Source organism: Pseudomonas lini, from assembly GCF_030812475.1.
GTDB lineage: Bacteria > Pseudomonadota > Gammaproteobacteria > Pseudomonadales > Pseudomonadaceae > Aquipseudomonas > Aquipseudomonas lini_A.
Genome location: NZ_JAUSSR010000013.1, coordinates 134842 through 149353, shown reverse-complemented (window position 1 = coordinate 149353; position 14512 = coordinate 134842). Strand labels below are relative to the sequence as shown.

Annotated in this window: 10 protein-coding genes; 4 read left to right on the top strand and 6 right to left on the bottom strand. The window is 60.6% G+C overall.

What is annotated here, in order from left to right; genetic code table 11:
* The first annotated feature begins 12 nt into the window (after positions 1-12).
* Together J2W17_RS23715 and phnX are read left to right on the top strand one after the other, a co-directional pair.
* Positions 13-1122, top strand: a complete 1110-nt coding sequence (locus J2W17_RS23715) for a 2-aminoethylphosphonate--pyruvate transaminase (RefSeq protein ID WP_307340240.1) — start codon at positions 13-15, stop codon at positions 1120-1122.
* Positions 1123-1291: 169 nt separating this feature from the next.
* The gene (phnX, locus tag J2W17_RS23710; RefSeq protein WP_307340237.1) at positions 1292-2119 is read left to right on the top strand and encodes a phosphonoacetaldehyde hydrolase; all 828 of its coding nucleotides are present in this window, start codon (positions 1292-1294) and stop codon (positions 2117-2119) included.
* Positions 2120-2312: 193 nt separating this feature from the next.
* Here phnX and J2W17_RS23705 read toward each other — a convergent pair whose 3' ends face one another.
* Both J2W17_RS23705 and J2W17_RS23700 read right to left on the bottom strand, forming a co-directional pair.
* Positions 2313-3242, bottom strand: a complete 930-nt coding sequence (locus J2W17_RS23705) for a 1-aminocyclopropane-1-carboxylate deaminase/D-cysteine desulfhydrase (RefSeq protein WP_307340234.1) — start codon at positions 3240-3242, stop codon at positions 2313-2315.
* Positions 3243-3542: 300 nt separating this feature from the next.
* Positions 3543-5582 (bottom strand): NADPH-dependent 2,4-dienoyl-CoA reductase, encoded by a 2040-nt coding sequence (locus J2W17_RS23700; RefSeq protein ID WP_307340231.1) that lies wholly within the window; start codon positions 5580-5582, stop codon positions 3543-3545.
* A gap of 210 nt (positions 5583-5792) precedes the next feature.
* Here J2W17_RS23700 and J2W17_RS23695 point away from each other — a divergent pair, with 210 nt between their 5' ends.
* Both J2W17_RS23695 and J2W17_RS23690 read left to right on the top strand, forming a co-directional pair.
* Positions 5793-6923 (top strand): carbon-nitrogen hydrolase family protein, encoded by a 1131-nt coding sequence (locus J2W17_RS23695; RefSeq protein ID WP_307340227.1) that lies wholly within the window; start codon positions 5793-5795, stop codon positions 6921-6923.
* Between the two features lie 3 nt (positions 6924-6926).
* Positions 6927-7967, top strand: a complete 1041-nt coding sequence (locus J2W17_RS23690) for an AraC family transcriptional regulator (protein WP_307340224.1) — start codon at positions 6927-6929, stop codon at positions 7965-7967.
* A 335-nt stretch (positions 7968-8302) separates the two neighbouring features.
* Here J2W17_RS23690 and J2W17_RS23685 read toward each other — a convergent pair whose 3' ends face one another.
* From J2W17_RS23685 to lon, 4 genes are all read right to left on the bottom strand, one after another.
* Complete coding sequence (locus J2W17_RS23685) at positions 8303-9145, bottom strand: DUF2242 domain-containing protein (RefSeq protein ID WP_307340221.1); 843 nt, start codon at positions 9143-9145, stop codon at positions 8303-8305.
* Between the two features lie 218 nt (positions 9146-9363).
* Positions 9364-11235 carry a SurA N-terminal domain-containing protein gene (locus J2W17_RS23680; RefSeq protein WP_307340217.1) on the bottom strand — a complete coding sequence of 624 codons (1872 nt, stop codon included), beginning with the start codon at positions 11233-11235 and terminating at the stop codon, positions 9364-9366.
* Positions 11236-11468: 233 nt separating this feature from the next.
* Positions 11469-11741, bottom strand: a complete 273-nt coding sequence (locus J2W17_RS23675; RefSeq protein ID WP_002552737.1) for an HU family DNA-binding protein — start codon at positions 11739-11741, stop codon at positions 11469-11471.
* Between the two features lie 148 nt (positions 11742-11889).
* Positions 11890-14286 (bottom strand): endopeptidase La, encoded by a 2397-nt coding sequence (gene lon, locus J2W17_RS23670; protein WP_307340212.1) that lies wholly within the window; start codon positions 14284-14286, stop codon positions 11890-11892.
* Positions 14287-14512 lie beyond the last annotated feature (226 nt).

Genomic DNA, 14512 nt, shown 5'->3' with positions numbered 1-14512 from the left:
GAGGACACGAGAATGAGTACTGCCGAACCCATCCTGCTCACCCCCGGCCCGTTGACGACTTCGGCCCGCACCCGCCAGGCGATGATGGTCGACTGGGGTTCATGGGATGACCGTTTCAATCAGCTGACCGCCAGCCTCTGCGAGCAACTGCTGGCGATCATCAACGGCGGCGCCAGCCACCACTGCGTCCCCCTGCAAGGCAGCGGCACCTTCGCCGTCGAAGCGGCGATCGGCACCCTGGTGCCCCGGGACGGCAAAGTCCTAGTGTTGATCAACGGTGCCTACGGCAAACGCCTGGCGAAAATCTGCGAAGTGCTCGGCCGCCCCTTCAGCACCTTTGAAACCGCCGAGGACGAACCGACCACCGCCGACGACGTCGACCGCCTGCTGCACGCCGACCCCGCCATCACTCACATCGCGCTGATTCACTGCGAAACCAGCACCGGCATCCTCAACCCGCTGCCGGAGATTGCCCGGGTCATCGCGCAACACGGCAAACGCCTGATCATCGACGCCATGAGCTCCTTTGGCGCGCTGCCAATCGATGCACAACAGGTGCCGTTCGACGCGCTGATCGCCGCTTCGGGCAAATGCCTGGAGGGCGTCCCGGGCATGGGCTTCGTCTTCGCTCGCAAGGAAGCCCTGGCCAATGCCGCCGGCAACTCGCACTCCCTGGCGATGGATTTGTTCGACCAGCACAGCTACATGGCCAAGACCGGGCAATGGCGCTTCACCCCGCCGACCCACGTGGTCGCCGCGCTGCACGAAGCCCTGCTGCAATACAACGAAGAAGGGGGGTTGCCCGCCCGGCATCAGCGCTACGCCAATAATTGCCAGGTGCTGCTCGACGACATGGCCAGGCTCGGCTTGCGCAGCTTCCTGCCCGCCGCGATCCAGGCGCCGATCATCGTCACCTTTCACGCGCCGAAAGACCCGCGCTATCAGTTCAAGGAATTCTACGAACGGGTCAAGGCCAAGGGCTTCATCCTCTACCCGGGCAAATTGACCCAGGTCGAAACCTTTCGTGTCGGCTGCATCGGCCACGTCGATCAGGCCGAGATGCATGCGGCGGTGGCGGCGGTGGCCGAGGTACTGCGCGAGATGGAAGTGCTCGAAATCTAACCCACACCGCACTTCCCTGTGGGAGCGAGCTTGCTCGCGATGAGGCCCGATCAGTCGACATCAATGTTGAATGAAAGACCGCTATCGTCGGAACGCCGCCCGGAGCAAGCTCGCTCCCACAGGTACATCGAACTCCCAAATATCTCGTTCTCACAGGAATCTGATCACCATGAACTACACCAACCCAACCAAACTCCAGGCCGCCATCCTCGACTGGGCCGGCACCGTGGTCGATTTCGGCTCCTTCGCTCCGACCCAGATTTTTGTCGAGGCCTTTGCCGAGTTCGACGTCCAGGTCTCCATCGAAGAAGCCCGCGGGCCGATGGGGATGGGCAAGTGGGACCACATCCGTACTCTGTGCAATCAGCCGTCAGTGGCCGAACGTTATCGCGCCGTGTTCGGCCGCACGCCGACCGATGATGACGTCACCGCCATCTACAAACGCTTCATGCCCCTGCAAATCGAGAAAATCGCCGAGCACTCGGCGCTGATCCCCGGCGCCCTGGACACCATTGCCCACCTGCGCCAGCAAGGCATCAAGATCGGCTCCTGCTCCGGCTACCCGAAGCAGGTCATGGACAAAGTGGTCGAACTGGCCGCCACCAACGGTTACGTGGCCGATCACGTGGTCGCCACTGACGAAGTCCCCAACGGTCGCCCATGGCCGGCCCAGGCCCTGGCCAATGTGATCGCCCTCGGCATCGATGATGTCGCGGCCTGCGTGAAGATCGACGACACCGTGCCGGGCATTCTCGAAGGCCGTCGCGCCGGTATGTGGACCGTTGCGTTGATCTGCTCGGGCAACGCGCTGGGCCTGGACTACGAAGGTTATCGCGCCCTCGGCAGCGACCAGCTGGCCAGCGAACGCAAGCGTATCCACGGGATGTTCGAAGGCTCGCGCCCGCACTACATGATCGACACCATCACCGACTTGCCGGAAGTGATCGCCGACATCAACCGGCGTCTGGCCAAGGGTGAATTGCCGCAAAGCAGCTGATCACCTTTCCCCCTGTAGGAGCGAGCTTGCTCGCGATGGACTCAAGAGCGCCGCGTTTTCCCAGGAAACACGCGTCATCGTTAACGACCATCGCGAGCAAGCTCGCTCCTACATTAACGCCGCGTTTTACCAGGTAAACACGCGTTATCGTTAACGACCTTCACTACGGTGCGACGACTCGACAAGCCAGCTCCTACATTATTTGTAGATTGAACCCCCGACGGCCCTGCAAGCCGCCGGTGTGGATGAAGATCAGGCGCGTGCCACGGGCAAATCTACCGGCCTCGACGTGCTGCTTGAGCGCCAGCAGCGCCTTGCCGGTGTACAGCGGTTCGAGGGGAACGCCGCTGGCCTGTTCGGTCCGCTCGATGAATTCCAGTAGCAGTGGATCGATCCTGGCGAAGCCGCCACGGCTGGCGTCGAACAGTTCACAGGCGACATCGACCCGCCCCGCTTGCTGCACAATCCTCCCGACCTGCTGCGCCACACCATGATCGTCGGGTACTGCCAATGCGCCGTACACCGGATGCTCGCCCGCTTCGGCCAGTACCAGGCCGGCCAGGGTCGTGCCGGTGCCGCAGGCCAGCCACCAGCCGTCGTAGTCGTTCCAGCCCAGAGCGTTCAACTGCTCGCTGACCATGGCTTTCAGTGGCCTGCAGCCCTTGGCGCCAGGTAAACCGCCGCCACCTTCCGGCACCGGCTGCAGATCGGGGTATTGTGCCTGCCATGGCTGCCAGAAACCGGGAGCGTGTCGCGCGCGATAACCGCCGTAACCCAACCAGTGCAACTGCATGCCGAATGCTTTCAAGTCCTTCACCGTGGGGGTGTCTTGCGGATGACCGCGCAGCAGGCCGACAGTAGGGAAACCGAAGCGTTTGCCCGCCGCGGCCAGTGCATGCAGATGATTGGAGTGGGCGCCACCCAGACTGATAATTCCTTTGGCACCGAGCTGGTCAGCGGCTTTCAGGTGCTCGGTGAGTTTGAACCACTTGTTGCCACTGATCAGCGGGTCGATCTGATCGAGGCGCAGGATGGCGACTTCGATGCCTGATCGGCTTAGCCAATCCAGATGAAGAAGTTCCAGGGGAGCTTCGGGTTGCCAGTTGGCAGGATAAGAAAGCATTGGTGCCTGATGTGGCTGGGAAAGAGCGAGCATTCTAGTCGCTCATAGGCCGCCTTCGCGAGCAAGCCCACTCCCACATGGGCACGGTGGCAGGCACGGATCTCCCAGATGCCGACGATCCCCTGTGGGAGCGAGCCTGCTCGCGAAGGCGGCGGCAGATTCAACATTCGCAGCGACAGACATACCGCTTTCGCGAGCAGGCTCGCTCCCACATTGGCACGGTGTCAGGCATAAATCTCCCAGATGTCGGCGATCCCGGCGACTTGCCCGCGATAGCCATTGGCACGTTTGACCTGCAATTTACAACTGCGCAGCCAACCGCGACCCTTGATTGATCGCCCGCTTCGCATCCAGCTCCGCCGCCACGTCCGCGCCGCCGATCAAATGCACATTCTGCCCCGCCGCCACCAGGCCGTCATGCAATTCGCGCAGCGGATCCTGCCCGGCGCAGATCACGATGTTATCCACCGGCAACACCTGTGGCTCGCCGGTTTCGCCGATGCGGATGTGCAAGCCCTGGTCGTCGATCTTCAGGTATTCGACGCTGTTGAGCATCTGCACCTGTTTGTTCTTCAGGCCGGTGCGGTGAATCCAGCCCGTGGTCTTGCCAAGGCCGTCGCCGACCTTGGACTTCTTGCGTTGCAGCAGGAACACGTCACGGGCCGGCGCATGGGGCTCGGCCTGGATGCCGGCCACACCGCCCCGGGCTTGAAGATGGGTATCGATGCCCCACTCCTTCCAGAACGCTTCACGGTCCTGACTAGTGGCCACACCCTGGTGCACCAGAAACTCCGACACGTCGAAACCGATCCCCCCGGCACCAATCACCGCGACACGCTTGCCCACCGGTTTGCGCTCGAGGATCACGTCCAGGTAGCTCAGCACCTTGGCATGCTCCACGCCCGGGATCGCCGGGGTTCGCGGGGCGATACCGGTGGCGAGGATGATCTCGTCGAAACCGCCTGCGACCAGTTGCGCCACATCGACCCGAGTGTTCAGGCACACCTCGACGTGGGTGGTCTGCAGCTTGCGATTGAAGTAGCGCAGGGTTTCGAAGAACTCTTCCTTGCCCGGTACACGCTTGGCGATGTTGAACTGGCCACCGATTTCGCTGGCCGAATCGAACAGCGTCACCTGGTGGCCACGCTCGGCAGCCACGGTCGCCGCGGACAGCCCGGCAGGGCCGGCACCGACCACAGCGATTTTCTTGATCTGCTGCACCGGCAGGTAATTGAGTTCGGTCTCATGGCAGGCCCGCGGGTTCACCAGGCAGCTGGTCAACTTGCCGCCAAAGGTGTGATCGAGGCACGCCTGGTTGCAGCCGATGCAGGTGTTGATTTCATCGGCACGGCCAGCCGCGGCCTTGTTGACGAAGTCCGGGTCGGCAAGGAACGGCCGCGCCATGGAGACCATGTCGGCATCGCCTTCGGCCAGGATCTGCTCGGCGACTTCCGGGGTGTTGATGCGGTTGGTGGTGATCAGCGGAATGCTCACCGAGCCGCGCAGCTTGGCCGTGACCTTGCTGAACGCACCGCGTGGCACCTTGGTGGCAATGGTCGGGATTCGCGCTTCGTGCCAGCCGATGCCGGTGTTGATGAGGGTCGCGCCGGCCTGCTCGATGGCCTGGGCCAACTGCACGATTTCTTCCCAGCTGCTGCCGCCTTCCACCAGGTCGAGCATCGACAGGCGGAAGATAATGATGAAGTTCGGGCCGACCGCTTCGCGCACCCGGCGCACGATCTCCACCGGCAGACGCATGCGGTTTTCGTAGCTGCCGCCCCAACGGTCGGTGCGATGGTTGGTGTGAGCGGCGAGGAACTGGTTAATGAAATAGCCTTCCGAGCCCATGATCTCGACACCGTCGTACTCGGCTGACTGCGCCAGGGTCGAACAGGTGACGAAATCGCTGATCTGTTTCTCGATGCCCTCCTCGTCCAGTTCCTTGGGCTTGAACGGGTTGATGGGCGCCTGGATCGCACTTGGCGCAACCTGTTTCGGGCTATAGGCATAACGACCGGCGTGCAGGATCTGCATGCAGATCTTGCCGCCGGCCTCATGCACCGCGCGGGTCACGATCCGGTGTTTGAGCGCTTCTTCCTCGGTGGTCAGCTTGGCTGCTCCGGAATACACCCCACCCTCATCATTCGGGCCAATCCCGCCGGTGACCATCAGGCCCACGCCGCCCCGGGCTCGCTCGGCGAAGTACGCGGCCATGCGTTCGAAACCGCCGGGTTTCTCCTCAAGGCCGGTGTGCATCGAGCCCATCAGGGTGCGGTTGCGCAACGTGGTAAAACCCAGGTCCAGCGGGGCCAACAGATGCGGGTAATGAGCGGCGGCCATCGGTAACTCCACAACGAGCGATCACGGAAAAAATGTGGGTGCTCTTTGGCACCCCTCTGTCATGTTTCACAGACTATGAGCACTCCACCGGTCGCTCAATGACCGTAACTGACAACTTATTGATCCAAATGCGCAGCGCCCCTTGGCAAGCGCCGGCATGGGCCCTACCCTAGTCAGCGAACCCTGCACACGGCTGTCGACTGTTTTCCCATGCGCAAACTTCTGTACCTGACGTTCTCCATGGCATTGATTGCCGCCCTGACGACCTACGCGATGTGGGCCGCTGACCGTCCGGTGGGTCACTACCTGTCGGACCTGCGCATCGATCTCGCCGTCGATCACGGCACGCCTGCCGATCGCGGCAACCTGCTGGGCATCCAGCCCGAACTGTTTCCCACCGACTACCAAAGCTCCGAACGCTTGCACCGCAAGCTCGCCGCCTATCTGCACAAGGCCCGGGACGAGGGCCTGCTGAATGAAAAAACCATCGTCGTGCTGCCGGAACACATCGGCACCTGGCTGATGGTCAGCGGCGAGAAAGACGAGCTGTACCAGGCCACCACCCTCAAGGAAGCCATGAACTGGCTGGCGGCGAGCAATCCCTTGAAGTTCATCCGCGCCCTGATCGGTGCCCAGGGCGACAGTCGCCTGGACGACGCTCACCTGCGGATGAAAGCCAAAGGCATGGCCAAGGACTACCAGGCCTTGTTCGGTGGCCTGGCCAAGGAGTTTCAGGTGACCCTGGTGGCGGGCTCCATCGTGTTGCCCGAACCCAGCATCATCGACGGCAGGCTGAAAATCGGCGGCGGTGCGCTGTATAACAGCAGCGTGGTGTTCGGCCGGGACGGTCTGCCGATCGGCCAACCCCAGCGCCAGATTCATCCGGTATTCGATGAACATGAAGTCATTGCGGCCAATGGTGAGCGTACCCTCAGTGTCGTCGATACCCCGGCCGGACGCCTGGGGGTGCTGATCGGCAGCGACAGCTGGTACCCGGACGCCTACCGCAAGCTTGACGAACAGGGCGCGAAGTTTGTTGCGGTGCCGGCCTTCGTGACCGGGCGCGGCACCTGGGATAAACCGTGGCGCGGCTACAAGGGCTTGTCCACGCCCGCCTCCGTCAGTCTCAAGGCCGAAGAACTCAGCGAAGGCCAGGCCTGGCATCACTTGACCCTGACCGCTCAACCGCCCAGCAGCCAGGCAATCGCAGGTATGAGCGTGTTTTTGCGCGGTCAGTTCTGGGATCAGGGCAGCGCCGGGCAGAGTTTTCTCAGCAGCAACGGCCAGCATTTCGCCGATGGCAATGCCCGTGGCGCGCGTTTGCTGAATCTGTGGTTGTAACCCATGAAACCCTTGCCCATGCGCCTGGGCGATCTGTCGGTGGGCTTTGTGCACAGCCTGGCCGATGCCGTGCGCAGTCACGGTGCAGATCCTCAGCCGCTACTTGAGCAATACGGCCTCGATGCAGCACGCCTGGGCGAAGCCGGCGCCCGGCTCTCGATCCCGCGCTACATGCGCCTGGGCCACAGCGCCATTCAACTGACCGGCGACCCGGCGTTGGGGTTGCGCATGGGCCAGCTCAGTCGCCTGAACCAGGTCGGCCTGGCCGGAGTGACCGCCGCCCAGGCGCCGACGGTGCGAGAAGCGGCGCGCTGCCTGATTCGTTTCGAAGCTTTATATGGCTCCAACTATCGCGGGCAATCCAGCTTTCATGAGGACGCCCAAGGCGCCTGGCTGCGCTTTTATTCCATCAGCCCCTACAACGCCTATAACCGCTTCGTGGTGGATTCGATCATCGCCAGCTGGCTGCAACAACTGTCCAGCGTCGGCCCTGCCACGCTGCGGGCCGAACGCATCGAGATCGAGTTCCCGGCGCCGGATTACCGTGAGGCCTATGCCGTGCTGGGCGACTGCCCGATTCAGTTCGGCGCCGAACAGAATCAGCTGCGCCTGAGCCTGGCCAGCCTCGCCCAGCGCAATCCGCTGCATTGCCCGAGCACCTGGCGGCACTTGCTGCAAGTGTGCGAACGGGAACTGGAGCAATTGACACGCACCCGCAGCCTGCGTGAACGCATCACTCAGTTGCTGGGGCCATTGCTCAATGGTGGTCGGGAGCCCGACCTGGAAGAAGTGGCGGCACGTCTGAAGCTGCCGACCTGGACCTTGCGCCGCAAACTGGCCGAAGAAGGCACGCAATTTCGCGCAATCCTCAACGACACACGTCGCGACCTGGCCATGACCTATATTCGCGACACCGAACTGGCGTTCGGAGAAATCGCCTACCTGCTGGGTTTTGCTTCAGCCGAAGCCTTTCAACGGGCCTTCAAACGCTGGAATGGCCAGACCCCCGGCGAGTTTCGCCGCAGCCATCGCCAATCCGCCTGACGCCTACAGCTCGGTGGCGTCTTCGGCAGGTTCCAGCGGGTCGAGTTCGAATGCCTGATACTCGAGCAGTTCTTCTTGATAGTCGTCCATTTTCAATCCCCCACGGTTTGGTTTAAAAAATGCCTGAATAAGTGACCTGCGCACTGAGCATAAAGTGCCCATGTGAATAACAAATGACGCAGGCAAGACACGACGCGGCTACTTGATAAAACGTAGCAGGCGATCAGGAATTTATCCCGGGATTTTTCCTATACGGGCCGCAGAATTGTGACCAGGGTTGACGCGGATCAACGATCAAGGGGCGCCGGCAAAGGCGCCCCTGACCTCGGCCTCGATTACTGGGCAGTGACCGGCATCGCCGGAATCGGCTCGCTCGGTGGTGGCAGGCTCGAGCCCGCCGGTGCGGTGCCGCTGTCGGTAGATGACGCCGGCTCGCTGTTCTCGGCCGGGGTAATCGGTGCGGTTTCAGGCGGCGGTGCCACCGGCTCGGCGGACGCCGGTGCCGGTTGCTGTTCAGGCTCCTGGGCCGGCGCAGGCGCAGGCGCGGCCGCCGGTGCAGGCGTCGGCGCCAATTGAGCCGGTTCGGCCTTGGCCTCAGGCACGCCCAGGTCGGTTTTCGGTTTTTCCTTGATGTGTGCAGCCTTCTTCGCTTCCGGTGGCAGGAACAGCTCGACCAGGGTGAAGAAACGCTCGTAGAACTTGGCCGAGGACACGGTTTCGCTGGCGACCTTGACCATCGAGTCGTCGGACGAGCCGATCGGCATCGATACCGAGCCCAACACACCCACGCCAAGGCTGGCGGAGTTGTTGGTCTTCTTCAGCGCATAGCGGTCCTGCAGGGCGTTGGCGAACATGGTCGCATGATGACCCTCGGAGCCATCATCGGCGCAGACCACACTGAAGCTGATCTCCATGTGGGTATCGCCGGTCTGCTGGAAGCTCTTGTGGCCGCTGACCAGTTTCGGGTCGCTGCTGGTGATGATGTAGCCCTGGCTGAGCAACGCCCGACGGGCGGCCTCGCAGGTCTGCGCATCGGTCACCGGGTAATTGCGGGAAAAGGTACCGGAGTCGTCGAAGTTCTCATGCTCATAAATGGCGGTCTTCTCCGACGAGCAGCCGGCAGCGGCGGCCAATACCAGAGCCAGCCCGACGACATGCATGGGAATTGATTTAGACATTGAACATCCTGAAGAAACGGTACGGGGCACATTGTGCAACAGATCGATGCTTAGCGTCGCACCGATTGGTGTCTTAAAACGGTTACACGACAACTGACCGTTTATGGGCAGGAAAGTCCCTTGATGATTTCAGCGTTCCGATGGGCAGGGCATTTTGCAAAAAAAAAGACCCCGGCGATGGGCCGGGGTCCTTGTGTTGCGCAAACCTCAATCAGGCATCAGAACCGCTCGATGTCCGCTTCGGCTTCCAGCTGTTTGCGATAAGCCGCAAAGTCTTGCTGGCCAATGCGCGACGCGAGGAAGCGACGGTACTGGTCCTTCTCTTCATCGGTCGGTGCCGCCGCTTCGTTCACGCCATCGAGACGCACGATCACCAGACTGCCATCGGCCAGGGTCACGCTGTTGAAGGTCGGTTTGTCCTTCGCGGCGGGCTTGGGCATCCGGAACAGCGCTTGCAGTACAGTCGGGTCGATGCCTTCCTGAGTCCGAGTGGCTGCAGTGGTGACTTTCCAGTTCTGGCCATCGAAGGCCTGGTCCGCAGGGGCCTTGCCCTCGCGCAGGCTGACGATCAACTCATCGGCCTTGGTCTTGGCGGCAGCACTGGCGTGCTCCTTGGTCAATTGCCCACGGATCGCGGCAGATACGCTTTCGAGCGGCAATTGCGCCGGTTTCAGGTGCTCCTTGGCGCGCAGCACGATCACGGTTTCCGGATCGAGTTCGATGGCGGTGCTGTTGGCACCCTCATCCAGCACTTCAGGACTGAATGCAGCGGTGACCACGGCGCGGTTGGCCGCCAGCCCTTCGCCGCCTTCACGACCGAACGGCTTGGAGGTGTGCACGGTCAGCTTCAAGTCTTGCGCCGGCTGGGCCAGGTCGGAGGACTCGAACGCCGAGTCTTCCAGTTGCTTGGTCGCCTCGACGAAACGCTGTTCGACCTGCTGGGTTTTCAGCTCGCGGGTCAGCTTGTCTTTCAGGCTGGCGAAGGTCGGGATTTGCGGCGCTTCGACACCCAGCAGCTTGATCAAGTGGAAACCGAAGTCGGTGCGAACCGGCTCCGAGACCTGATCCTTGGCCAACGCATACAGCGCGGTTTCAAAGGCTGGATCGTAGACACCAGGACCTGCGAAACCGAGGTCGCCGCCGTTATTGGCCGAACCCGGGTCCTGGGAGAATTCCTTGGCCAGCGCCTCGAATTGCTCGCCCTTGGCCAGACGTGCCTGGACTTCTTCGATCCTGGCCTTGGCTTGCGCCTCGGTCACCTTATCGTTCACTTCGATCAGAATGTGCGCGGCCCGACGCTGTTCGGACAAGTTCGCGGTTTCTTTCTGATACGCCGTTTGCAGGTCTTCGTCCTTGACGCTGACCTGATCGAAGAAGGATGACTTCTTCAACTCGAGGTAATCGATGACCACCTGATCCGGCGTCATGAATTCCTTTGCGTGCTCGTCGTAGTAGGCTTTGACTTCGTCGTCGGTCAGCTTCACCGCCGCCGGGTCGGCCTTGACGTTCAGCGCAGCGAAATCGCGGGTCTGTTTTTCCAGACGGGCGAAGGCCAGCACCTGTGCGTCGGTGACGAAACCGCTGCCTGCCAGGCCGGCACGCAGCTGGCCGATCAACATTTCCTGAGCCAGCATCTGGCGGAATTGCAGGCGGCTGTAACCGAGTTGACGGATGACCTGGTCGAAACGCTCGGCGTTGAACGCACCGTCCACCTGGAATTCAGGCGTTTGCAGGATCACCTGGTCCAAAGCCGCTTCGGAAAAAGCGAAATCGGATTTTTCTGCGCCCTGGAGCAGCAGTTTGCGATCGATCAAGCCTTTGAGGGCCGATTCGCGCAACATTTTTTCGTCGAGCAAGGAAGCATCGAAGTCCTTGCCCAGCTGTTGCATGAGTTGACGGCGTTGCATATCGACCGCCTGGCTCAGCTCGCCCTGACTGATTTCTTCACCATTGACCTTGGCCGCGTTCTGGCTGTTCGTCGTGGCCTGGAAAATGGCTTCGACACCGGTGAACGCCATCAGTACAACGATGATCCCGATGATGGTCTTGGCAATCCAGCCTTGTGAATTGTCCCTGATATTCTGCAGCATGCGTCCCCCAGAAACGGTTGAACTTCAAAATTAGGCAACCGTGGAGCGTGGGTAGAATCCGGATAGAAGAAAGGCGCATCCGAGGATGCGCCTTCTCGTAACTGGCGGAGCGGATCGAGGGTTCGAACATGCGACCCTCGGTGTCTCGGCACGGCGAATTGCCGACTGGACGACCGCTCCGCTGCCAGGTCAGGTATGACCCCGACCCGGATAGGCAAAAACCTGAATCGAACTTAGTTGACAGCTTCTTTCAGTGCTTTACCAGCTTTGAAACCTGGTTTTTTGGCGGCTGCGATTTCCAGCGTCTTACCGGTCTGTGGGTTACGACCAATGCGAGCTGGACGATCGGTGACGGAGAACGTACCGAAACCCACCAGAACAACAGAGTCGCCAGCCTTGAGAGCGCCAGTGACGGATTCGATTACAGCGTCCAGCGCGCGGCCAGCAGCAGCTTTCGGGATATCAGCGGATGCAGCGATAGCATCAATCAGTTCCGACTTGTTCACTCTAAGTCCCCTTATATCTATTTGAGTATGATTCTAAGTTTTTTGGTGAAAGCAAAAAAACGAGTGCTGAATGGCCTACAGACACTTAAGAGCCGCTTTATAACAAGGGCCCTAAACAGCGTCAACAAGCCCCTCAGGCAAATGCGTACTAATGCGTGCTAATTCTTTCCTTAGAGTCAGACTCGCGTTTTTCATCCTTTGCGACGATCTCGGGAGCCACATCCGGCAAGGGCTCCGGCGCGTATTGCAGCGCAATTTGCAGGACCTCGTCAATCCATTTAACCGGTTTAATCTGAAGATCTGCTTTGATATTGTCCGGAATTTCCTTCAGATCGCGTACGTTCTCTTCAGGAATGATCACCGTCTTGATTCCACCACGGTGAGCCGCGAGCAGTTTTTCTTTCAGGCCACCGATCGCCAGCACCTGGCCACGCAGGGTGATTTCACCGGTCATGGCGACGTCCGCGCGAACGGGAATCCCGGTCAATGCCGAGACCAGGGCCGTGCACATGCCTACACCAGCGCTAGGGCCATCCTTCGGGGTCGCCCCTTCCGGCATATGGATGTGGGTGTCACGCTTCTCGTGGAAGTCCAGGGGAATGCCGAGGCTCTTCGCGCGGCTGCGCACCACGGTCAGGGCTGCGGTGATCGATTCAACCATCACGTCACCCAGGGAACCGGTCTTGATCAGTTGGCCCTTGCCTGGAACGACAGCGGCTTCGATGGTCAACAATTCGCCGCCCACCTGAGTCCACGCCAGGCCGGTGACCTGACCGATCTGGTCCTGGGATTCAGCCAGGCCGTAGCGGAATTTACGCACCCCGAGGAAATGCTCCAGCATGTCGGCGGTGACCTTCACCGAGAAGCGTTTTTCCAGCGCATGCTCTTTGACCGCCTTGCGGCAAACCTTGGCAATCTGGCGCTCAAGCCCACGTACACCGGCTTCGCGGGTGTAGTAGCGGATGATGTCGCGGATCGCTTCGGCGTCGAATTCCAGCTCGCCTTTCTTCAAGCCGTTGGCAGTGATCTGCTTGGGCGAAAGGTATTTGACGGCGATGTTGATCTTCTCGTCTTCGGTGTAGCCCGGCAGACGAATCACTTCCATCCGGTCCAGCAGCGCCGGCGGAATGTTCATGGAGTTGGAGGTGCACAGGAACATCACATCGGACAGGTCGTAGTCGACTTCCAGATAGTGATCGTTGAAGTTGTGGTTCTGCTCTGGATCGAGCACTTCCAGCAACGCCGAGGCCGGATCGCCACGCATGTCGCTGCCCATCTTGTCGATTTCATCCAGCAGGAACAGCGGGTTGCGCACCCCTACCTTAGTCATCTTTTGAATCAATCTTCCTGGCATCGAACCGATATACGTCCGGCGATGACCACGAATTTCCGCTTCATCGCGTACACCGCCGAGGGCCATGCGCACGAACTTGCGGTTGGTGGCGTGGGCAATCGACTCCGCCAGCGAGGTTTTACCCACCCCCGGAGGACCGACCAGGCACAACACCGGACCGCGAATCTTCTTCACGCGCTTTTGCACGGCGAGGTATTCGAGGATCCGCTCCTTGACTTCTTCCAGGCCGTAGTGGTCGGCGTCGAGAATGTCTTCGGCACGGGCAAGGTCCAGACGCACCTTGCTCTGGGCCTTCCACGGCACCTGGACCAGCCAGTCGATGTACGAACGCACCACGGTCGCTTCAGCGGACATTGGCGACATTTGTTTCAGCTTGTTCAGTTCACCCTGGGCCTTGGCCAGGGCGTCCTTTGGCAGGCCGGCGGCATCGATGCGCTTTTTCAGCTCTTCGATTTCGTTGTGGCCTTCCTCGCTGTCGCCGAGTTCTTTCTGAATGGCCTTCATCTGCTCATTCAGGTAGTACTCGCGCTGGCTGCGCTCCATTTGTTTCTTGACGCGACCGCGAATGCGTTTTTCGACCTGCAGCAGGTCGATCTCGGCATCCAGTAACGCCAGGACGTGCTCGACCCGGGCAGACAAATCGATGATTTCGAGGATTTCCTGCTTCTGCTCGATCTTCAGGGCCATGTGCGCGGCCATGGTGTCGACCAGGCGGCCTGGCTCGTCGATGCTGTTGAGCGACGACAGGACTTCAGCCGGGACTTTCTTGCCCAGCTGTACATATTGTTCGAACTGAGCCAGCAGGCTGCGGACAAACACTTCCGACTCGCGCTCGGGCGCGTCGGTTTCGTCGATCAGCGAGACTTCGGCGCGGCAGTGGCCGTCCACTTCGCTGAAGCGCTCCACGGCGCCCCGCTGCTCACCTTCGACCAGAACCTTGACCGTGCCATCAGGCAGCTTGAGCAGCTGCAGGACGGTCGCAATCGTACCTACGCGATAGAGTGCATCTTCACCGGGATCGTCGTCAGCAGGGTTTCTCTGAGCCAGCAGAAGGATCTGCTTGTCGCCGGTCATCGCTGCCTCGAGGGCTTCGATGGATTTCTCGCGCCCCACGAACAGCGGGATAACCATGTGCGGATAAACCACAACATCACGCAATGGCAGGAGAGGCAATTCGATGGTCGTCTTCATGATTTCGCCTCTACGGCGGCCATAAGGCCGTAAACAGATGGAAGTAAGCTTGAAACCAAGATGGGGGCTGGTTTGGAAAAAAACAAGCGGATAAAAGAATGGCTTTGTAGATCGGTGATTCAGGTGGTGTTTGTGAAGGTTTGGATATATCGAAAAACCGGGTTGGCTGTTGGGCCGTTTTCGCTGGCAAGCCAGCTCCTGCACAAGCATGCGACCGCAATAGCAA

Coding starts and splice junctions, on each gene's coding strand:
- J2W17_RS23695 (WP_307340227.1), top strand. CDS start 5,793: ATGCGCAAACTTCTGTACCTGACGTTCTCCATGGCATTGATTGCCGCC.
- J2W17_RS23690 (WP_307340224.1), top strand. CDS start 6,927: ATGAAACCCTTGCCCATGCGCCTGGGCGATCTGTCGGTGGGCTTTGTG.
- J2W17_RS23715 (WP_307340240.1), top strand. CDS start 13: ATGAGTACTGCCGAACCCATCCTGCTCACCCCCGGCCCGTTGACGACT.
- J2W17_RS23685 (WP_307340221.1), bottom strand. CDS start 9,145: ATGTCTAAATCAATTCCCATGCATGTCGTCGGGCTGGCTCTGGTATTG.
- J2W17_RS23700 (WP_307340231.1), bottom strand. CDS start 5,582: ATGGCCGCCGCTCATTACCCGCATCTGTTGGCCCCGCTGGACCTGGGT.
- phnX (WP_307340237.1), top strand. CDS start 1,292: ATGAACTACACCAACCCAACCAAACTCCAGGCCGCCATCCTCGACTGG.
- J2W17_RS23680 (WP_307340217.1), bottom strand. CDS start 11,235: ATGCTGCAGAATATCAGGGACAATTCACAAGGCTGGATTGCCAAGACC.
- J2W17_RS23705 (WP_307340234.1), bottom strand. CDS start 3,242: ATGCTTTCTTATCCTGCCAACTGGCAACCCGAAGCTCCCCTGGAACTT.
- lon (WP_307340212.1), bottom strand. CDS start 14,286: ATGAAGACGACCATCGAATTGCCTCTCCTGCCATTGCGTGATGTTGTG.